Source organism: Paraburkholderia sp. BCC1876 (assembly GCF_902833695.1).
GTDB lineage: Bacteria > Pseudomonadota > Gammaproteobacteria > Burkholderiales > Burkholderiaceae > Paraburkholderia.
This window is the reverse complement of sequence record NZ_CADFGI010000005.1, coordinates 500,311-520,763: the sequence shown is the minus strand read 5'-3', so window position 1 is coordinate 520,763 and position 20,453 is coordinate 500,311. Positions and strand designations below refer to the sequence as shown.

Below are 20,453 nucleotides of genomic sequence, written 5' to 3'. Positions count from 1 at the left end.
AGAATTTGTCAAAGTGCGCGCTGCATCCAGACCGAACTCACGTAGCTACCGTGCTTGACGGCGTACTCAGAAAACGTCCCAACCTCAGTGAACCCCGCCTTCCGATGCATAGCGATTGATGCGTCATTCGGCAAGGCAATGCCAACGACCGCACGGTGTAAGTCGGCACCCGACAGTTCCGTGAATAGTCTTTCATACAATGCCGATCCGATGCCGCGACCTACTGCTCCTGGCGCGACATAAATACTCGTTTCAATCGTTTTGCGGAAGGCCGGATGATTGCGATAGGGTTGGCTCCCAGCGAAGCCGAGCAATCGCTCTGCGTCGGTCGCCACATACAGTCGGTGCGGGCCAGCGTGGCTAAATGAATCCATCCACGTAGTCACTGCCTCCTTGGACATCGGCTCCTCATCGAAGGTCGCATACGAATGAGAGATGTAGTGGTTGCGAAGACTGTGTAGGGAATCGAGGTCGGTAGCGTCGGCAGGCCGAATAATCATGGGTGTTCTTGAGGTCGATTGCATTGGTTTTTTTGCCGCATCTGGGCCGCTTCACACCCGTCGGGTCATGCCTGTGTTCGGTACATGCTGTCGCGGATGGCGAATCGTTGCCACCAGCGGTTCAGTTTTTCGCATCTTTCCATTAACGAAACAGCTTCAGACGCCTGGGTGAAGCAGGCGAAGATTGGCGCGGCGTACAGATCGGCCACGGTTACGCTGTCGCCGATCAGGAATTCACCGTCATCGGACAGCCGGGTCAATTCCGACAAACATATGGCGGCACGCGGCAGCGCCGCGGCGATCTTCTGTTCATCCGCGAGTCGGCCTTCACGAATCGAAACAACGCGTTCCACGTATATTTCCCAAACAAGCGTTCGATACGCATAGGCGTCCAGTATCCCAACGATCTGGTTTGCCCTCGCGCGCGCTTTCGGATCTGCCGGCAGAAGCGCGCATCCGGGGAAAGCCTCGTCGACGTAATGAACGATCGCCGCCGTCTCATAGAGGCTGAAATCGCCATGCTCGAAAGCCGGAATGCGGCCAAACGGGTGACGCTTCAAATGCTCTTGCGGAACACCGGTCTCGGCGAATACATCGATCTCTATCAAGCCGTAATTGACTCGTTTCTCTTCCAGGGCAAGCCGGGCAATCCGCGTATAGACGCTCCACGCGGCTCCGTATAGTTTCACTTCTTCGGTTGTCGGCACAGGATTGCCCCCGTCACGAATGAAACGCGAGGATACGACAGTTCGCAGTCAGGCAATCGTCCCACGAGCGTTCGTCATTGCCTGACTGCGATTCTATAAACTTCCACTAACCTTCTCCGTCTCCGCTTTTTCCCGTCCCCGCAACGACCGATTGCGCCAGATCCAGTACTTTCGGCCTGTCCGGTTCTCCGTCCATATACGGCGCCTCCGCCAACCGGCCGACGGCCTTCAGGCTGCGGATCATCACCTTGCCGCTGTCCGGATAGGTGCAGACCTCGTGCGGATCATTCAAACCGACCGCGAAGTAGACAAGATCCTCGTCGAATGGATTCGCCAATTGGTGAGCGACGCCGGTGCCCGCCGGGCACGAGATGCAGTCGCCCGTCCGGATTTCCTGCACGGTATTGCCATGACGGAACACGCCGCGGCCGGACAGCACGAAGAACACCTCGTCCTCTCGTGCATGCGTGTGAAAAGGGCAGGCCGTTCTGCCCGGAGGCACGCGTGACAGATTGGCGCCGAGACGCCCAGGGCTCGCGGCGAGAGCCGGCGTTAGGGGCTTCCATGCGCCTCCCCAATGATCGCCTTCCATTTGCTCGATTTCCTTAACGTCGGCGACGTTGACGACAAGCGGTGGTGTCACCGGACGCCCAGACTCTTCTTCCATTTTCATCTCCGTCATTGATATCAGGTTCGGACACGACAACACGACAGACAGGACAGGCGTCGTGATCCATTCTCATGCCTTACACGTTCTCACATAACGCCTTTCAACGCGCTTTACTCAAAGTAATCCCCAGCTCGTCGTTTACCCGCCCGCCTATCGCTCGGCGTCTTGCCTGGCGGTCGCCATAACGATCACGCGAATCTCACTATATCGCCCACGCGTATTGCGCCTCGACGCGTGCGGGAATATTTTTCGGCAGCCGCTAGAACCCGATGGCGAACGATCGGCGTCGCGGCGAAAAAGTGCGGTGACTACCCACGATCCGGCCCAACGCGATTGTCCGGTCCGCCATCGCAACGACAATCAAGGAGACGATCAGTGGTTACCGGAACGATGCCGATCAACGTCGGCAATACTGCATTCATGTTGCTCTGTGCGAGCCTGGTCATGTTGATGACGCCAGGGCTCGCGTTCTTCTACGGCGGCCTGGTTGAACGCAAGAACGTGCTGTCGATCATGATGCAGAGCTTCATCTCGCTCGCATGGACCACCGTGCTCTGGTTTGCGTTCGGGTACTCCATGTGCTTCGGCCCGAGCTGGCACGGCATCATCGGCGACCCGACTCACTACGCCTTCCTGCGCGGCATTACCTTGCAGACGATGTACACGGGCAACGACGCCGGTATTCCGCTCGTGGTTCACGTCGCGTATCAGATGATGTTCGCCATCATCACACCCGCGTTGATCACCGGCGCATTTACCAACCGTGTGACTTTCAAAGCCTATTTCCTGTTTCTCACCGGCTGGCTCGTGCTGGTGTATTTTCCGTTCGTGCACATGGTCTGGAGCCCGGATGGCCTGTTCGCGAAGTGGGGCGTTCTCGACTATGCGGGCGGTATCGTGGTGCACAACACCGCCGGATTCGCCGCGCTGGCTTCGGTGCTCTACGTGGGCCGCCGTCACGTGATGACGCACAAACCCCATAACGTGCCGCTCATTGCATTGGGCACGGGCCTCCTGTGGTTCGGCTGGTACGGATTCAACGCCGGCTCCGAACTTCGCGTTGACGCCATTACGGCCTCGTCGTTTCTCAACACCGACGTCGCCGCGTCGTTTGCCGCCGTCACCTGGCTGGTGATCGAATGGCTGAACGCGCGGCAACCGAAGTTCATCGGCTTGCTGACCGGTTCGGTGGCGGGTCTTGCGACGATCACGCCCGCGGCCGGCTATGTGTCGCTCGGCACAGCGTCGATCATCGGGATTATCGCGGGACTGGTCTGCTATTACGCGGTCGCCCTGAAAAACCGGCTCGGCCTCGACGATGCGCTCGACGTGTGGGGCGTACACGGCGTCGGTGGCTTGATCGGTACGATCATGCTCGGGGTATTCGCATCGAAGGCGTGGAATCCGAACGGCGCCGACGGACTCCTGCTCGGCGGTGTCGATTTCTTCTTCAAACAGTGCGTGGCGGTAGTCGTGTCCGGTGTCTGGGCATTCGTGTTTACCTGGGCCATGCTGTGGCTGATCGATCGCGCAACGCCGGTCAAGGTCCATGCCTCAGCCGAGGAGCGCGGACTCGATACCGAATTGCACGGCGAGGCGGCCTATCTCGACTAAGGTTCAGCCGAAACGAAGAGACGGCTGCCGCTTGCTCGAAACCTGCTATTTCGAGCAGGCTGCACCCAGCGTTGGCGTCGTCTCTATTTCGACGCGTTGACCATTGACCTGAATGTCTCGCAGTCGTGGTTCAACGAGCTGAAACGTCCCCTTCGTCAACGCATCGCGAAACGCGGCGCAGTCTGGAGCAATCGAGAACTTGCCCAGCAACTGCCAACCGCCGCCGCTGGCCTGGTCGAAAACGAATCCAATATTTCCGCCGTTCTGGAAGAGCACGACGTTGGTTTTATGATCGCCGGTCAGGTCGACGAGGTAAGCGTCACACTTCATGGCGTCAAAGTTCAGGCAGGTTGGGAGCATCCTGTCTCGCGAGACTCGCCCCCAGTCCGTCGACAGAAATGACGCGGGAACCGGCTGCCCCGGCGTACGTGACACGATGGTGAGAGCGAGCGCCGCGGCATCCGGTTGGCCTGCGCCCAACGTGCCTCTAGCAGACTGATGTGCGGCCTGAGCGCTCAGTTCACGAATGGTCGCGGCATTCGCTGTCTTTGTCTCGCCTTGCAGGCGCGCGAGCGCCTGCACGCCGTATCTCGCCGATCGATATCGCAAGAATTCGTAATCGAACTTCTCGGGCTCGACTTTGTTCGAGAGGAGACGGTCGACCTGGCTGTCGACTGACAGACGTGCCGGGTCCGCCAACGGCGTGAATACAGCAACGAGCACAGCGACCGATACCCACGCCGTGATCACATTCACGGGCGCGATTCCCGCGAGTGTGTCGTTGCGAGAAAGCGCCGCCCATGCATAGCCGATCGCATAGAAGTAAGCCACGAACGTTGCTGCACAGGCCAGAATGCGCGGTGGCGTGAGGCCGTACTGCTCGATACGCAGCGCGAGTGCGTAAGTCGCGAGTATCACCAGCACGGGAAGCATCAGACACGCAATTCTCATGCAGACGCGCAGCACGCGCGGTGCGGGATTGGAACCTGGGCCACCCTTAAAAACGACGTTGACGAGGACGATTTTCAACGCCGCGACGCCGAGCAGGATCCAGGTAGCGGATCGCGTGGCCCACAGCAGTCCAAGTCCGGTGAACGGCAGGGACGCGAGAAATCCGCCGACGATGACCACAAGGACCAGCAGCAGCCAGGAGAGCAGCGACAGAACGAGCGTACGCGAGCCGCGAATGATGTCCGGCCGCACATCGGTAATGTGCAGGGCCGACGCAAACGCCATCGCGCTGACGGGAATGCTGAACCACGATTCGCGTAGCAGTCGTTCGAGAAAATGCAGCTTTAGCAACAGGAAGAGCGCGGCCCCCAACCAGAGCACGAGAAAGAGCGCACAGACGAACAACCCGGAAAGGCAAACCTGAAGCCCGAGTTTCCAACTGAATTCGAAGTACGACTCGTAGGGCGCAAACCACGACCTTGCAGTCTCGCCCGTGAACACGAGGCAATAAGCGATGAATACAATCACACCGCTATGGAAGCTCACTGCCATTGACGGCAGCGGGCTCCCGGTGCGGCCGTACGGCTGCATGCCGACCAGGTCGACGCCTGCCGATCGCCACGCATCGTGATAACCAAGGATCGCGACAACCGCGGCGAGCATGGCGAGCCACATCGCGAGTCGAACGCTCCGCATTTGTTGCAGACCGAGGATAAACGCCGGCGGAGTGAAGAGCGTAACGAGAAGCAGCGGAAAGAACAGAAGCGGGATCGTTGCGATGCCGCTGCGATTGTGCGCAGCGTTCATGAGCAGATACAGGACCAATCCCTGGAAAATGCCGATCACGAGTCGTGGCACGAAAAGCGCTCGACCTGGCGCAGCCTGCAGTGTCCCCTGCGGGTTATCTTGCATCTCCACCCCTCATTCCCGAGTTTGTTTTCTTTTACGGTTGCGCCGGTCTGATGACCTTGTGCGCGAACGCCTTATTCGAGTGCAAGGTCATTATAGGTATTGATCGGGGACACATGGGGAGAAGCCGGCTTGATGCCGGCTTGGGTCTAGCCATCGCTCTTTATTACGCCCAGCAGGCTCAAGTCCGGGTAATCGATGCACCGCCATCGACGAGTGACGCCGTACCGGTCACGAAGGACGAGTCGTCCGACGCGAGATACAGGACCGAGCGTGCCAGTTCTTCCGGCTTTGCAACCCGCTTGAGCGCATGCAGTCCGGTCACGAAGGCCTGCGATTCGTGGCTATCGTTCATGCCGCGATACATCTCCGTGTCCACGGCGCCCGGCAATACCGCGTTGACGCGCACGCCTTGCGCGCCGTACTCGGCGGCGAGCGCCTGGGTCAAGCCGATCAATCCGGCCTTGCTCGCCGCGTAGGCCGCGGTGCCGGGAAACGCGAACGAGTAACCGACGAACGTCGACGTGAAGATGATCGAGCCGCCGCCTTGCTTCAGCATTTCGGGAATCTGATGCTTCGCGCCCAGGAAGGCACTGGTCAGATTGGTGGCCAGCGCGGCGTTCCAGCCGGCTTCGGAAATGCCGGTGGTGGGGCCCATTTCGCCAAGCGTGCCGGCGTTGTTGTAGGCGATATCCAGTTGGCCGAAACGGCTCACGGTGAACGCGACCAGTGCCTTCGCGAAGTCTTCCGACTGCACGTCGCCCGCCAGATACGCGGCTTCGCCGCCTTCGCTGACGATCTCCGCGACGAGCGCTTCGAGTTCCGTCGCACGGCGCGCCGCGATGACTACCTTGGCGCCTTCCTTGGCGAACAGCTTTGCCGTAGCACGGCCAATTCCTGCACTGGCGCCCGTCACGATGGCGACTTTTCCTGTCAAGCGTTGCATGTTCAATCTCCGGTGTCTTTAGTTGGTCAGTGCCCTATGCGTTGACCGTGAAAGGAATATAGGCTTCAGTCCTGATTGCCGAAAGGCCTAAAACATGGTCCTATCGTTCAGCTTTTGTGAATGATAGGAGAGAGGTATGGACCGCCTGCGCGCTTTTGAAGTTTTCGTGACCGTGGTGAGCCGTGGTGGTTTTGCGCGCGCCGCGGACGCGCTCGGCACGTCGCCCGCCAACGTCACCCGTTATGTGAATGAACTGGAGGCGCACCTGGGCACGCGCTTGCTGAATCGCACGTCACGTACGCTTTCTCTCACCGACGGCGGCGAGACGCTTTACGCCCGCTGCAAGTCCATCCTCGACGATGTCGCGGACACGGAGGGGCTGGTGTCGTCCGCGTCGGTCGAACCGCGTGGACGACTGCGCATCAATGCGCCGGTGAGCTTTGGCATTCAGTACCTCGCGCCGCTCTGGCCGGAGTTCATGCGCAGACACCCGGGAATCGAACTCGACGTGGGGTTGATCGACCGCGTCGTCGATATCGTCGACGAAGGCTACGATCTCGCCATTCGCATCTCACGCGCCGGTTCGACCAGCCACGCTGCGCGCAAGCTGGCGACCTCGCAAAACATTCTGTGCGCGTCGCCGGACTATCTGGCTCGCGTCGGCAATCCGGCCTCGCCCACGGATCTGATCGGGCATCGCTGCATCGGCTACACCTATGCGGCCACCGGCGATGAGTGGCAACTGATCGACGGTCACGGCAAGACTCACGCGGTGAAGGTCGACTGTCACATGCATACCAACAACGGCGATACGGCGCGCGCAGCGGCGCTCGCCGGGCACGGCGTGATCTGGCAGCCCACGTTCCTGATCGGCAACGATCTGCGTGCCGGCACACTCGTTCACGTGTTGCCCGAGTATCGCTTGCCGGAGATCGACATACTCGCTATGTATCCTAGCCGTCGGCACCTGAGCGCCAGAGTGCGCGTCATGATCGATTTTCTGGTTGAAGCGTTTGGCGGCGTGCCTCCGTGGGATCGGGATGATTGAGATTAAGTGGTGTCTCCTCTATTAACTTATTCACCGTGCAGTACTCGGCGTGCAGGTTGGCGAACGACACGACGTGCCCGGCAATAAGCCGCCGTTCAGCGCAGAAGCCCGCAACCTAAGGTAGTCTTTCGCAAGCGGTCCAGCAGCAGCGACCTTACGGATCGATTCCCGCTGTATGACAACGTTTTCAGTGACCAGATGGAGGGTACTTACTGTGGCTACGAAGAATGGCGGTACGCTGTATGTCCTGCAGGCACGTCCGCCTGCGATCATCGCTCTGTCGCCCGACGGTTCGCACGAAGTCGTTCTCGCGAACCTGACGCGCACACCCGACGGTATCAAGGTGGATCCTGAAGACCAGGTGGTCTACTGGACCAACATGGGAACCGGCATCCATCTGATCGATGGCGACCCGGCTTCCGGCGCGGTTCCCCCGAACGACGGCACGATCGAAAGCGCGAAGCTCGACGGCAGCGAGCATCGCGTGCTGGTGCCGTCCGGTCAGGCCGGCACACCGAAAGAACTCGTGCTCGACAAGGAAAGCGGCCACCTGTACTGGTGCGATCGCGAAGGCATGCGCGTTATGCGCGCGCGGCTGGATGGGACCGAGGTGACGGAACTCGTCCGCACGGGGAATTTCCCCGACGACACGGCCGACGCGACCCGCCATTGTGTCGGCATCGTTCTGGATAAGGCTAACGGGCATGTCTACTGGACGCAGAAGGGGCCGCCGGATGCCGGCGAGGGCCGCATCTTCAGAGCGGGCATCGATCTGCCGGCCGGTGCGCGACCCGACCAGCGCCCGGATGTGGAATGTCTGCTCGCCGATTTGCCCGAGCCGATCGATCTCGATCTCGATCACCACGAAGGCGTGCTGTATTGGACCGACCGTGGCGACGATGCACATGATGGCAATACGCTCAATCGCGCGAGAATCACGGCTTCGGGATTGATCGATCGCGAAGTCCTGGCCCGTGAATTGAAAGAAGGCATTGGCGTGTCGCTGGACCCACAGGGGCGGCGCGCATTCGTGACCGATCTGGGCGGTAATGTGCGCGAGTTGGACATCGATACGAAGCATGCGTCGCACTTCACCACGGTGGCTCATCTCGGGCCGCTGACGGGTATCGATTACGCTGAAATCTAGGTTGAATCCGTCAAGACTGCCCGGCACATTGCCGGGCAGTTTTTTGATGTCGATGCGATGGTCACGGTGGCGGCCGGCGCGCTTGAGGAGTTTTTACGTTGATCCATGATGTCGTGATTGCCGGAGCCGGCCCCGTCGGCTGTTTTCTTGCCTGTGAGTTGCGCCTTGCGGGTCTCTCGGTGTTAGTGCTGGAGCAAGCCGACAACCCGAGCTCGCCGTTGAAGCGGTTGCCGTTCGGATTGCGCGGTCTGTCGGCGCCTACGCTCGAAGCCTTCTATCGTCGTGCCTTACTGAGCGAGATCGAAGCGCCGCAACGCGCGAAAGAGAGCTCGGGCAGCAGCGCGCCGAATGCCGAGCATTGGATGCAACAGGCGCGTCGACCGGGCGGCCATTTCGCCGGCATTCAGTTCTTTCACGACAACATCGACACGTCGACATGGCAGTATCGTCTGCCGACGCCGGCCGGCACGAGCACGGCGGTGGAGATGGAGTACCTCGAATCCGTATTGGCCGCTCGCGCGATTGCGTTGGGAGCGGAAATCAGACGCGGCCTCCGCGTCGACGGCGTCGACCAGTCGGAAGAGGGCGTAACCGTTCGCGCGGGCAATGAAGTTTTTCGCGGACGATGGCTCGTGGGTTGTGACGGTGGCCGCAGCACGGTGCGCAAGGTGGGCGGCTTTGAGTTCGTCGGCACCGATCCCGAGTTCACCGGTTATTCCGTTCAGATCGAGATGGCCGATCCGGATCAGCTCAAGGCAGGGCGTCATTACACGCCGACCGGCATGTACACCTACCAGAAGCCCGGCACCATCGCGATGGTCGATTTCGACGGCGGCGCTTTCCATCGAACCGATCTGATCACGCTCGATCATGTGCAGGCGGTGTTGCGCCGTGTCTCTAACACGGATGTCATCGTGACGGCGCTCCAACTCGCCACGACCTGGACGGACCGCGCCTATCACGCGACGACTTACCGCAAAGGGCGCGTGCTACTCGCGGGCGACGCCGCGCATATCCATTCGCCGTTAGGTGGGCAGGGCCTCAACCTCGGCCTCGGCGATGCAATGAATCTTGCGTGGAAGCTTGCCGCTACGCTTCGTGGCGACGCGCCGGCGGATCTGCTCGACAGCTACACGAGCGAGAGGCATCCGGTGGGCGCGCAGGTTCTCGACTGGTCACGCGCCCAGGTTGCGCTCATGCGGCCGAGCCGCAGCTCGCGTGCGCTCGAAGCCATCATTCGCGATCTCATCGACACGCGCGATGGCGCCACCTACTTCGCCGAGCGCGTTTGGGGCACGGCGCTGCGCTACGACCTTGGCGGTAGTCATCCGCTCGTGGGCCGCAGCGCGCCCGATTTCGAGTTGATCGACGGGACGAAGCTCGGCCAGCTTCTTTTGAATGGAGGCGGCGTGTTGCTGGACTTTGATTCGCGTCCTTCGCTTCAGGCATTGGCGAGCCGCTGGAATGACCGGATCGCCTACGTCGGCAGTGACGTTAAGGAGCGGCTCGGCTTGAGCGCGGTGCTCGTGCGTCCCGATGGTTTTGTCGCCTGGGTCGCTGAGACGTCTGCTGATCATGACGAGGCCGCTCAGGCTACGTCACGATGGTTCGGTGAACCAGCGAGCGGTGAGTCCGCCTGAGTCCGCCTGAGTCCGCCTGATGGCGTGCATCGCGCTGAAGTAAAAGATTTTCGAAGTCAGCCAAAATATTTGTTCTCCTGAAACGTCTCTCCATGTTCCGGATATTTAATCCGCCAGGTTGAGCCCAAGGAGACCCTATGACGTCGACAACCACGGCACTTCTGCAACGACTTCACGAACAGAGCCTGACGGAAGTCATGGCCCGCGCGCGGGCCCAGTTCCATGGATCGAGCGAGGAGTTCATGACACTCGCTGACGAATACGACATGCTCGCGCCTCGTCTGCGTGGACGATTTCTGGAATCGCATGGTCTGACTACTGAAGATTTCGAATCCTCGCAAGGCACTGCGCTGTCGTTAGCCGTCACGCCGGAAATGGGCGCGTTCTTACGCAACATGGTGCTGGCACACAGGCCGGCCCGGATTCTTGAACTCGGCAGTTCCTGCGGCGTGTCTACGCTGTATTTCGCCGACGCGCTTTGCACGATAGGCCGCGGTATCGTTGTAGCGACCGAGCTTAATCCCGGGAAGTGCGCACAGCTTCGAGCCCATGTGAGCGCCGCGGGTCTGGACGCTTACGTCGATCTGAGAGAAGGCGACGTGTTCCAGACCGTTGCCGAACTGGACGGTACTTTCGACATGGTGTTTATGGACGTCTGGGCCGATGCGTACCTGGATCTGTTCCGGGACGTCGAGCGTCTGCTACGTCCGGGCGCGATCGTTCTTGCCGATAACATGTACACCGCCGAGGACGCCGTCTGGTACTACAAGCAGTACCTTGAAGGCAACCCGCGCTTTTCGACCACGACACTGGGCTTTGAGTCAGGGGTTGAATTTACCGTCGTTGCGGCCTAGTTCGAGGTTCAATCCTTGCCGGGAAATTTTGCTTTCCAGACCGCTCGCCGGTATTGTGTCGGTCATTGCCGGACAGCCGGCTCGACAATCTACGGGAGCCAATAATGGCACCCGTGCAACGAACGAGCACCAAGACGTGAGTGAGCGGGAAGCGAGTGCCATCGATGCGATTAATTACACATTCGGCTATTGCGACGAGCTGAATCCGCTACGCCTGCAACTTCCTTTGCTCCAGGCAGGGTTTGCGGTGCCGAGCGTGCATACCGCTTGCGAACTGGGTTTTGGCCACGGTGTAAGTGTGAATATTCACGCGGCAGGGTCGGCTTCGCGATGGTATGGCACCGACTTCAATCCGTCTCACGCAAACTTCGCACGGCAACTCGCGGGCAGCGCCGAATCGCCTGCGCACTTGTTCGGCGAGTCTTTTTCGGCATTCTGCCGGCGCGACGATTTGCCGGACTTCGATTTCATCGGGTTGCACGGCATCTGGAGTTGGGTCGCCGCGGAGAATCGCGCGCTGATTGTCGAGTTCATTCGCCGCAAGCTTAAACCCGGCGGCGTGCTGTATTTGAGCTACAACACCCAGCCTGGGTGGACTGCGATGCTGCCCGTGCGCGAATTGATGCAGCGCCATTTTCAGGTCGATCCCGCATCCGAGCCGGGCAATCGCGCGGACGCCGAAGCGCCCGTGCAGGCGCGCATTAGCGCCGCCGTCGAGTTTGCGTGGGCTGTATTTGCGACGCAGCCGGGTTATGCGTTGGTCAACCCACTGCTTGCCGAGCGCGTCGACGCGTTGTCCCAGGCGAACCCAAATTATCTCGCGCACGAGTATTTCGCTCGCGACTGGCACCCCATGTCTTTCCTGCAAGTGGCCTCGTCGCTCGAGGCGGCGGGTTTGACTTACGCGGGATCGGCTGACTATCGCGATCATATTGATGAGATCAATCTCACGCCGGCGCAACGTGATCTGCTAGCGAATATTGCAGATATGGGCTTGCGAGAAACCGCTCGCGACTTCTGCGTTAACCGGTCATTGCGGCGCGATTACTGGGTTAAGGAACCACAGACACTCACTGACGATGAGCGTGATGCGGCATTGCGCGCACATCGTGTGATCCTGGCGCTGCCGAGAGATGCCGTGGCGCTGAAGGTGCGCGGCGCGCTTGGTGAAACGACGCTGCCGGAAGCGTTATACAGCCCTATTCTCGACGCGCTGTCCAGCCATCGCCCTACGACGCTCTCCGAGATCGAACACAGCGTCCGCGCATGGGGCGTCGCATTTGCGCAGCTCGTCAAGGCAGTGACGCTCCTGGTCAGCATGGGCGCGTTGCTGAATGTCCAGGACGACGCGCGGATCAGTGCCGCGCGGCCGTTGTCAGCAAGACTGAACGCGGCGATTTGCGAACAGGCACGCCATGGTGAGGACGTTCAGTTTCTGGTGAGCCCGATTTCGGGTTCGGGCGTCTTTATGCCGCGTGTGGCCCAACTCTTTTTATTGGCGAGACTGCACCACCTGCAGCAGCCGGAGCAATGGGCCGAATTCGCCGACGCTGTGCTACGTGCGGATCATGCGGATACCCAGGCTGGCGGGGAACCGACGGCACTGCAGTCTGCCGCGGTTCCATCTGCCGCCGACATGGTCGCGAAAGCGAACCGTTTTGCTCAGGTTCATCTACCGATATTGCAGGCGCTGGGTATCGTTTGACACGAGATTGCGGCGTAGTCCCTTACTCGGAAGCCGCCGAAAAACCCAGGTATTCGAATCCAGCGGTTCTGTTTGCCTCGAAGAGAGAACCGAGCGCGCCCACCGACACAAGCGCGTCGACAGTCGTTTGACGATTGGACACGAAACGCCACGTCGGCGGCTGCGTCGACGCCGCGCGTTCGTCGCTGGCCAGAAGCAACGCCGCGAGCAGATCGATGGGATCAGGCGAATGCGCAACAAAGCCCTCATTCGACACCGCAGCCTGATCAATACCCAGCAACGCACACACCTGCTGCTTGATAGCGAGGTCGCTCTCATCGGACTCGCGTGACTGCTGGATCAACGCGAACGTGTCCGCGTCGACCAGCTTGCCTGCGCGTATCAGCGGCGGTAATCCAGGCGTCCAAGCTTCGGGCGGACAGGCCTTGTGCGTTGGCGTCAGTTCGATGAAAGGATTGATCTCCGCCGGGTAGATGCGGCACACCAACGGCCTTTGTTCATAGATACCGCAACGCATATCGGGCTGGAGATTGGGGCATGGGCCCGCATGCGTGGCCGCCAGTATGGCCACGACCCGCGTCGGCAGCGAGCCGCTCGTCGCAGCAAACGAACGACGACGTTTGTGCGCCGCCTGAAGATTGTCCGCAGGCGGCTCCTCAAGCCATGGCAACGCCTCGCACATTATCTGCACGCTGTCGCCGCGCTCCAGCCAGGCGAAAGCTTCCTTGACCGTCAACGGCAAACGTAGATCGTGACAGCATTTGCCGCACATCGTGCACTCGAAATCGATATCCATACCCTTATTGCCCTTGCGTCGCGCGACGCGGTCCGGTTGTCCAGCAGTCGGGATTAGTCGCGCGACGGCGGCGGATCTGACAGGCGGCTCGTGATTTTTTTTGCCAACGTCGGCCGGATTCCGCGGGATCGGTTCCTCACATGGCTATGCCCTGCGGGAATAGCTGTTATGTGTCGCCGGGGACTACTGCGTGGAAGGCGATTGCCTGACGATGGTTTCCTCGACGTGCCACCCGGCACTCAACCACATCGCTTACGCAAGGAGCAGTCAACATGTCACTGCAAGACAAACTCGACGCCTTCAAGGCAGACTTCAAGGCGGGCAAGGCGCCGTATTTCGCACCGGCCGAGATCCATCCGGTGATGGAGCGCGCCACGGCCGAACTGATCGCCTCAGGGCAGGCCGAACGCGCATTGAAAGCTGGCGACAAGGCACCGGCTTTCACGCTAACCGATCCGGACGGCACGCTAGTTTCCTCGACCGAGCTGCTGGAGAAAGGCCCGCTCGTGATCAGCTTCTATCGCGGCGTCTGGTGCCCGTACTGCAACATGGAATTGCAGGCGCTTGAGGAAGCGTTGCCGGCATTCCAGGCGGCGGGCGCAAACCTGGTCGCGATCTCACCGCAAACCCCGGTGAATAGCCGCAAGTCGGTCCGTCAGAACAAACTCAGCTTTGCCATTCTGAGCGACGCCCACAACGACGTCGCCGCCGCGTTTGGCCTGCGCTTCGCGTTGCCGGATTATCTGGTCGAGTTATACAAGATGCTGAAGAACGACCTGCCGGCCGTCAACGGTGACCCGAGCTGGACGCTGCCGATGCCCGCGCGCTACGTGGTCGGCCAGGACGGCACGATCCTGTATTCGGAAGTGAATCCCGACTACACGCGTCGGCCGGAACCCGCCGATATGCTGTCGGCTTTAGGCCGGTCGGGTGTGAATGCATCCTGAGATGGTGAGGCGGACTTCACCGGCAAGCCGCGCGGCCGCACTAGGCGGTTGGGGCGGTCAATCCCAGGGTCGCCTCAACGAAGGCGACGAACGCGCGCGCCTTCGCACTGGCCATACGACCGGTCGGAAAGACGGCCCACAGATCGACCGGCGGCAAGGTCCAGTCGGTGACCACCGCCTGGACGGCACCGCTCGCGAGCTCTGGAGCAAACATCCATTCGGATGCAATCGCCACGCCCATGTCCGCGAGCACAGCCGCACGGACGCCTTCGGCAGCGGTGACGCGCATCCGGCCGGATACCGCCACCGCCGTCTCCGAACTGCCCCGTTTGAACGACCACGTCGCGCCGCCGCCGCGCTGCTCGTAGATGATCGCCTCGTGCGTAATCAGGTCGGCCGGAACGTTCGGCGTTCCAGCCAATTCAAAGTAAGCGGGCGTGCCGACGACGATCCGCCGACTCTGCCCGATCTTGCGCGCGGTCATGCTCGAGTCGCCGAGTACGCCCATACGCAGTGCGACGTCGATGCCCTCTTCGAGCAAATCGATATGGCGGTCGTCGAGCACGACTTCGAGTGTCAGATCCGGGTGGGCGGCCAGAAATGCCTTCATCGACGGAACAATGCGCAGGCGTGCAAACGTCACCGGCGCGCACACTCGCAGTCTTCCCGACAGACTTGCGCCCGAGATACGCACGGCGAGTTCGGCCTCGTCAGCTTCCTCGATGACGCGCTTGGCCCGTTCGTAAAACTTCTGGCCGGCATCCGTGGGCGTGAGGCCGCGTGTCGAGCGCAGCAGCAAGCGCACCCCGAGCCTTTCCTCCAGTTGCGCAATCGACTTCGATACCGCCGGTTGACCCACGTTCAGGCGGCGCGCAGCAGCGGAAAACGACCCGGCCTCGATCACGCCGATGAAGGTCTCCATCGCAATCAATCTGTCCATTTCGTCATTCCTCCAGGGAATGAATGATATTCAAGGAGTAACAAAGATGGAACTCAAGCAGGAGCTAGTGGCGTTTCGCGCCGACTACGAGCGTACGGCACCGGCCGAGCGGATTGCGCTCTATAACGCCAAGGTGGAAGAACTGAGAGCGAGCTTCCCGATGGACCGGGTCCTCGCCGTGGGACAGGACGCACCTGATTTTGAGCTGCCCGGCGCGTCGGGGAGGGCAGTTTCGCTCGCGGAAGTTCTTCAGAAGGGCCCCGCCGTTCTGGTGTTCTATCGTGGTGGGTGGTGCCCTTACTGCAACATTCAACTCAGAGCGTACCAACAGGCGCTACCGGAAATAGTGCAACTCGGCGCCACCCTGGTTGCCATTTCGCCCCAGTTGCCGGATGGGTCACTCTCCACCGCCGAGCGCCATGCGCTCGACTTCGCGGTTCTGAGCGACGCCGGCAATGGCGTCGCCCAGTCGTTCGGTCTTGTGTATTCGCTTCCGGAGGAACTACGCCAAGCCTTGCGTTCGGTCGACAAAGCGCTGCCGGACATCAACGGTGACGAAAGCTGGGAACTGCCGGTTCCCGCGACCTTTGTGATCGCTAGCAATGGACGCATCGCTTTGTCCCATGTCGACATTGACTACCGGGGGCGCTGCGAACCCGATGTCGTACTCTCAGCGCTTCGCTCGCTGCAATCGACGGCGTCGAACATGCGCTCACCTGCCGCTTGAATTACCCAAGCCGCTCGGCTAATCGTTCGTCGGGCCCGCCCAGGTGCCTGGCGTGCGGCCCGCCCACGGCAAACTCGCTTCGAGTTGACCTGCAATACGGAAGAGCCGATCTTCCCGACCTGCTGACGCGACGAACTGCATGCCGATCGGCAGAGCGCTCGCTTCGTCGTTAAAGAGCGGCATCGACATGGCAGGCAATCCGGCTGCGTTGAATACCGGCGTGAATGGCGAGCTGCTGAATACGCGGTCGGTCCATTCGTGCCCGCTCATCGTCTCCGCGCCGAGTGCGTAGGTGCCGATACGCGGTGCAAGATCAGGCAAGGTCGGCGTCAACAACACGTCGTAGCGGGCGAAAAACGCCGCCACGCTTCGGGTGACGGCATTGCGCAAATCAAGCGCACGAATGATGTCGATGCCGCCGATCTCGCGTCCCGTTCGATACACCGCGAGCGTCTGCGGTTCGAGTGTGGTCGCGTCGATTTTGCGGCCGGTCACCGCCGCCATGTCGTCGATCCATGCCGCGATGTTGACTGCCCACAGTACCGAGCTTGCGTGAACGAACGCTTCCCAGCTCACGCCTAGCGGCATTTCCGCGTCCTCGACCTCGTGATCCAGCGACGCGCAAAGTTGTGCCGTTGCAGCAAGACGTTCGAGGACCACGGGCTGAGTACGCTGGCCGCCCCACGCCTGTGACAGCATGCCGATTCGCAAGCTGCCCGGCGGCGTGCTCACCTGGTCGAGATACCGCGATGTGGGCGGTGCGATCGTGAAGGCTTCTCCACCTGTTGCTCCCTGCACGGCGTCGAGCAACGCCGCGCTGTCACGCACCGAGCGACTGACGCCGAGCTGTACCGCAAGGCCGTTGATGGCTTCGTCCAGCGCGGGACCGTTCGAGACGCGGCCACGCGTCGGCTTCAGACCGAACACGCCGGAACTGGCCGATGGAATGCGAATCGACCCGGCTGCATCGGTTGCATGGGCGAATGGCACGATGCCCGCCGCGACCGCTGCCGCTGCGCCGCCGCTGGAGCCCCCCGCGCCGTGCTCGAGATTCCACGGGTTGCGCGTGGCGCCGCACAGCGCGGATTCCGTCGTGCCGCTCCACGCGAACTCGGGAATTGCCGTGCGTCCGAGCGTGACGAGGCCGGCGTTGCGAAAACGTTGCATCAGAATCGAATCCTCGGTGGGCGTGAAACCTGAGGACAGACGGCTGCCGAATTCGAGTTTCCTGCCCGCCATGGTCACGCCGACGTCCTTGATCAGGAACGGCACGCCCGCGAGCGGCGACCGACGCGCTAGCGCCGGCGCGACATCCGCAATTTCCGGCTGCCATGTTTCGATCACCGCGTTGATCTGCGGGTTCACCGATTCGCAAGCGCGAAGGGCCGTTTCGGCAAGCTCTTGCGGACTGAGTTCGCCGCGACTGACAAGATGGCCCAGACCGACAGCGTCGTAGCTGATGTACTCCGACAGTTTCATCATGGAATGCTCCCAGGCGATGACAAACACGGCGGGGCCGTAGTGCCATCATGTTGAGATACCGGTCGGTATCTTTGTGGGCTGGTATAATGATACCGACCGGTATCACTGTCAAGGCGATATGAAGAAAATACTCGGTAGTGAAAAGCGCGTGAGCGGCTCGGTGAAGTCGGCAACTAGAGCGACGGGGAAGGTGGCCGCCACGGCACCCGTCAAGCTCGCGGTCAAGCGTGGTGCGAAGGCGAAGGCGTCAGGCGCGGTAAAGCAGGATCCACCGCGCGAGCGTGTACTCGCCGCGGCCGCGGAGCTCTTTTATAACGAGGGAATTCGCGCTACTGGCGTCGAAGCGATCGCGGCGCATGCGAGCACCACGAAGATGGCGCTCTATCGTCATTTTCAGTCGAAGGACGCGCTGATCGTCGAATGGTTGCGCCAGGTCACCGCCCACTATTGGGCGGCGTTCGATCGCATCGAAGCGGCTCATGCCGACGATCCGCGCGCGCAGATTCTTGGCTGGGCCACCTTTGCCGCCGACGAAGTGGCGGCGTGGTCGCATCGCGGCTGCCCGTTCATCAATTCGATTGCGGAGTTGCCGGACCGAGATCATCCGGCACGGCAACTGATCGAGGAACATAAGGCACGGCAGTGGACGCGACTCGCCCGACTGTGCGAAGCGGCGGGTCTCGCTTCGCCGGACGATACCGCGGCCGAGATCATGATGGTTCTCGAGGGCGCGCAGGTTGCGGCGCAGAACAAGTCGGTCGCCGAGATCGGCGCTCGACTATTGCGTATTGTTGAGGCGATTGTGACGCGACAAGCGGCTTGGGCGAATGAAGCGAAGCGGAAGCCGAAGAAAAAATTAACTAGAAGTTAATCCGTGCCGGGCGTGGGTTTCCGAAAGCGGTCACTCACGAGTGTGTTTCGACTATGAACATTCGGGCTTGCTGGGCTTCCTGACGCTCGGCCTTGATCGGCGCATACCTCTCGGAATGGTAGAAGGCTTGCGCCTGGGCGAGAGTCGGAAACTCAAACACGCCAGCCATCGGCAACGGCACCTCGTCCCCCTCCAGAATCTGCGCAACAGGACCGAAATGTAGAATCCGCCCGCCTGCCTCTTCCAGCGCGGCCTGAAAGCGCGGCGCGAGCGCGGCCTGCCTGGCGGAGTCGATGACGCGCAGATTGACGTGTACGTAGGCTGGCATTGTGCCTCCACTAATAATGCATATACATTATTATAGGAAGATGAGGTTGTCAACGAGGTCGATATGAAGGGTTTAGATCGCGAATCTTTGATGGGCGTCGAAGCGGAGTGTCCGGGCTTCCAGGCTCGTGTAACGGCGCGTGCACTCACGCGGTACTACAACGCGTGCCTCAAGCCGCTTGGGCTGACGGCCGAGCAATTCAGCCTTCTGGTTGGGATCGGCGCAGCCGAGGGCACGACGCTCGTCGACCTCGCGGATAAAGCCGGGGTCGATCCAACGACCCTCAGCCGAAATGTTCAGAATCTGGAAAGCCGAGATCTGGTCCGCGCTACAGGCGGACGTGGCCGTGCCGGAAAGCGGCTAGCGCTGACGGCATCCGGGCGTCGACTCATGGCCGATGCGTTCCCGGTGTGGAGGATGGCCAAGGCGGAACTCGCCGGTCGCATGGGCGATGAAAAACTTCGTTCGGCAAGGCAGGCGATGGCTGAGCTAGCCCAGGCCGCGGAATCCTCGTGTGTATGACTTCCGTAGTCGACCCGGAGCAGTCCGACGACTCTCTGAAAAGCGGACATTCCATGTCGCGAATCACCCGTTGAACTTGTGGTGCCAAAAGATATCTCGACCCGCGACGTCTAAAGCGTCAGGCTATGAGGGGCTCGTACCGCTCAAGGGGAACGCAACCTACTTTGCGGCACCCTTTGTCGCGTGCGTTATGAACTCGGCTTTGGCGGCTCTCGCCAACTCTTCGGGTATCGGTATGCTACGAACGGATTTGTCCAGTTCTGCCAACTCACTGTTGCTGGCAATCAATGCTGGGTACACCTGGGTCAAGCAATACTCGCCAAGGCGCTTGTATTCCCATACTGCGGTCGCAGCGTCTTGCTCATACATGTCAAACATTGACGCTTCCACCTGCTGCAGCTCGCCTGAATATGCGTCCTTGTCTGTGCCTCGGGCCAAGGCGGTGAAGAAGACTTCACGTAAGCCTGCTTCTTTCATCGCCTCGTAGTCCGCCTCGGCCTGTTGTGTGTTCAAGCCACCTTTCAGTAAAAGATCACGGTCATATGTGAACCAGTTGCGCTCGTAGATCGCTTTCTTGCACGCAACAAGTTTGGTCTGCCCGTCCGCATCTTTGTACGCTCCAAAACCATCCTCAACGTTGACGGCCATGGCCTGGGGCAGCCATATCGCTTGCGCGACGAAGAGCACTGCAAGCAGAGATTTCATCATCCTAATCTTTGTTGGGTATTTCAAAGATCGCAATAGCGACCGACGAATTGGCGAAACTGGCGCCGGCGTTGAAAGGCTGCTCTTGGCCGGACATCGTAGTTTGCCAATCAATCAGATTGAAGGTTGGCTACGCAGTCATGGACTGCCTGCGCGAACTGTGGATGGGATAAATCGATACCGACACGCGCGAGCGAAAGCAACAATTGCTCGATGCCTTCAACGACCCCGACGATGCGCCCGTTTTCGACAGGATCGCTAAAGCTAGGTAGTGCCGCCGGCAAACAGGATTCGATACTTGTGATTCCGTCCTCGACCCTGAGGTCGATTCCGAACGGCAGCAAGAATTCTTGATTCTTGTTCATATTTCGGGTTTCCACGACTTCAGCAACTCAGCAGCCGTATTGTCAACGATCTGGCGGCTTTGGTCGAGTGACCGCACCT

21 protein-coding genes are annotated in these 20,453 nt (G+C 60.5%); 10 read left to right on the top strand and 11 right to left on the bottom strand.

Annotated features, from left to right (window positions below):
* Nucleotides 1-8 precede the first annotated feature (8 nt).
* From HWY05_RS21350 to HWY05_RS21340, 3 genes are all read right to left on the bottom strand, one after another.
* Complete coding sequence (locus HWY05_RS21350; RefSeq protein WP_176059509.1) at nucleotides 9-500, bottom strand: GNAT family N-acetyltransferase; 492 nt, start codon at nucleotides 498-500, stop codon at nucleotides 9-11.
* Nucleotides 501-565: 65 nt separating this feature from the next.
* Nucleotides 566-1,207 (bottom strand): glutathione S-transferase family protein, encoded by a 642-nt coding sequence (locus tag HWY05_RS21345; protein ID WP_176059508.1) that lies wholly within the window; start codon nucleotides 1,205-1,207, stop codon nucleotides 566-568.
* A 106-nt stretch (nucleotides 1,208-1,313) separates the two neighbouring features.
* The gene (locus HWY05_RS21340; RefSeq protein ID WP_176059507.1) at nucleotides 1,314-1,874 is read right to left on the bottom strand and encodes a cupin domain-containing protein; all 561 of its coding nucleotides are present in this window, start codon (nucleotides 1,872-1,874) and stop codon (nucleotides 1,314-1,316) included.
* 378 nt (nucleotides 1,875-2,252) lie between these two features.
* Here HWY05_RS21340 and HWY05_RS21335 point away from each other — a divergent pair, with 378 nt between their 5' ends.
* Nucleotides 2,253-3,491: an ammonium transporter gene (locus HWY05_RS21335; RefSeq protein WP_197070235.1), complete on the top strand. Its 1,239-nt coding sequence runs from the start codon at nucleotides 2,253-2,255 to the stop codon at nucleotides 3,489-3,491.
* Nucleotides 3,492-3,536: 45 nt separating this feature from the next.
* Here the strand turns inward: HWY05_RS21335 and HWY05_RS21330 are convergent, their stop codons facing one another.
* Nucleotides 3,537-5,354: a DUF4153 domain-containing protein gene (locus HWY05_RS21330; protein WP_176059506.1), complete on the bottom strand. Its 1,818-nt coding sequence runs from the start codon at nucleotides 5,352-5,354 to the stop codon at nucleotides 3,537-3,539.
* Between the two features lie 178 nt (nucleotides 5,355-5,532).
* A complete protein-coding gene (locus HWY05_RS21325; RefSeq protein ID WP_176059505.1) occupies nucleotides 5,533-6,297 on the bottom strand; it encodes an SDR family oxidoreductase in 765 nt (254 codons plus the stop codon).
* Nucleotides 6,298-6,433: 136 nt separating this feature from the next.
* Between HWY05_RS21325 and HWY05_RS21320 the strand changes: the two genes are divergently transcribed.
* The 5 genes from HWY05_RS21320 to HWY05_RS21300 all read left to right on the top strand — a co-directional run bounded on the left by HWY05_RS21320 (nucleotide 6,434) and on the right by HWY05_RS21300 (nucleotide 12,691).
* Nucleotides 6,434-7,345, top strand: coding sequence for a LysR family transcriptional regulator (locus tag HWY05_RS21320; protein WP_176059504.1), 912 nt, complete (start codon nucleotides 6,434-6,436; stop codon nucleotides 7,343-7,345).
* 214 nt (nucleotides 7,346-7,559) lie between these two features.
* Entirely contained in the window at nucleotides 7,560-8,492 is a 933-nt protein-coding gene (locus HWY05_RS21315) for a hypothetical protein (RefSeq protein WP_176059503.1), read from the top strand.
* Between the two features lie 98 nt (nucleotides 8,493-8,590).
* On the top strand, nucleotides 8,591-10,132 hold the full coding sequence (locus HWY05_RS21310) for an FAD-dependent monooxygenase (RefSeq protein WP_176059502.1): 1,542 nt from the start codon (nucleotides 8,591-8,593) through the stop codon (nucleotides 10,130-10,132).
* Between the two features lie 137 nt (nucleotides 10,133-10,269).
* Nucleotides 10,270-10,986, top strand: a complete 717-nt coding sequence (locus HWY05_RS21305) for a class I SAM-dependent methyltransferase (protein ID WP_176059501.1) — start codon at nucleotides 10,270-10,272, stop codon at nucleotides 10,984-10,986.
* A gap of 136 nt (nucleotides 10,987-11,122) precedes the next feature.
* Nucleotides 11,123-12,691, top strand: a complete 1,569-nt coding sequence (locus HWY05_RS21300) for a class I SAM-dependent methyltransferase (RefSeq protein ID WP_176059500.1) — start codon at nucleotides 11,123-11,125, stop codon at nucleotides 12,689-12,691.
* A 22-nt stretch (nucleotides 12,692-12,713) separates the two neighbouring features.
* On the opposite strand, the gene HWY05_RS21295 is transcribed toward HWY05_RS21300, so the two are convergent.
* A complete protein-coding gene (locus tag HWY05_RS21295) occupies nucleotides 12,714-13,463 on the bottom strand; it encodes a YkgJ family cysteine cluster protein (RefSeq protein WP_279614182.1) in 750 nt (249 codons plus the stop codon).
* Nucleotides 13,464-13,759: 296 nt separating this feature from the next.
* On the opposite strand from HWY05_RS21295, the gene HWY05_RS21290 reads away from it, so the two are divergent.
* The gene (locus HWY05_RS21290; RefSeq protein WP_176059498.1) at nucleotides 13,760-14,434 is read left to right on the top strand and encodes a peroxiredoxin-like family protein; all 675 of its coding nucleotides are present in this window, start codon (nucleotides 13,760-13,762) and stop codon (nucleotides 14,432-14,434) included.
* 40 nt (nucleotides 14,435-14,474) lie between these two features.
* On the opposite strand, the gene HWY05_RS21285 is transcribed toward HWY05_RS21290, so the two are convergent.
* On the bottom strand, nucleotides 14,475-15,374 hold the full coding sequence (locus tag HWY05_RS21285) for a LysR family transcriptional regulator (protein WP_176059497.1): 900 nt from the start codon (nucleotides 15,372-15,374) through the stop codon (nucleotides 14,475-14,477).
* Nucleotides 15,375-15,420: 46 nt separating this feature from the next.
* Between HWY05_RS21285 and HWY05_RS21280 the strand changes: the two genes are divergently transcribed.
* Nucleotides 15,421-16,101, top strand: a complete 681-nt coding sequence (locus HWY05_RS21280; RefSeq protein WP_176059496.1) for a peroxiredoxin-like family protein — start codon at nucleotides 15,421-15,423, stop codon at nucleotides 16,099-16,101.
* A gap of 18 nt (nucleotides 16,102-16,119) precedes the next feature.
* On the opposite strand, the gene HWY05_RS21275 is transcribed toward HWY05_RS21280, so the two are convergent.
* Nucleotides 16,120-17,580, bottom strand: a complete 1,461-nt coding sequence (locus HWY05_RS21275; RefSeq protein ID WP_176059588.1) for an amidase — start codon at nucleotides 17,578-17,580, stop codon at nucleotides 16,120-16,122.
* 121 nt (nucleotides 17,581-17,701) lie between these two features.
* Here HWY05_RS21275 and HWY05_RS21270 point away from each other — a divergent pair, with 121 nt between their 5' ends.
* Nucleotides 17,702-18,454, top strand: coding sequence for a TetR/AcrR family transcriptional regulator (locus tag HWY05_RS21270; RefSeq protein WP_176059495.1), 753 nt, complete (start codon nucleotides 17,702-17,704; stop codon nucleotides 18,452-18,454).
* Between the two features lie 34 nt (nucleotides 18,455-18,488).
* On the opposite strand, the gene HWY05_RS21265 is transcribed toward HWY05_RS21270, so the two are convergent.
* Nucleotides 18,489-18,782 (bottom strand): DUF1330 domain-containing protein, encoded by a 294-nt coding sequence (locus tag HWY05_RS21265; RefSeq protein WP_035555548.1) that lies wholly within the window; start codon nucleotides 18,780-18,782, stop codon nucleotides 18,489-18,491.
* A 63-nt stretch (nucleotides 18,783-18,845) separates the two neighbouring features.
* Between HWY05_RS21265 and HWY05_RS21260 the strand changes: the two genes are divergently transcribed.
* A complete protein-coding gene (locus tag HWY05_RS21260; RefSeq protein ID WP_176059494.1) occupies nucleotides 18,846-19,304 on the top strand; it encodes a MarR family winged helix-turn-helix transcriptional regulator in 459 nt (152 codons plus the stop codon).
* A gap of 159 nt (nucleotides 19,305-19,463) precedes the next feature.
* Here the strand turns inward: HWY05_RS21260 and HWY05_RS21255 are convergent, their stop codons facing one another.
* Nucleotides 19,464-20,012, bottom strand: coding sequence for a hypothetical protein (locus tag HWY05_RS21255; protein ID WP_176059493.1), 549 nt, complete (start codon nucleotides 20,010-20,012; stop codon nucleotides 19,464-19,466).
* A gap of 107 nt (nucleotides 20,013-20,119) precedes the next feature.
* Entirely contained in the window at nucleotides 20,120-20,374 is a 255-nt protein-coding gene (locus HWY05_RS21250) for a hypothetical protein (protein WP_176059492.1), read from the bottom strand.
* Between the last annotated feature and the right edge of the window lie 79 nt (nucleotides 20,375-20,453).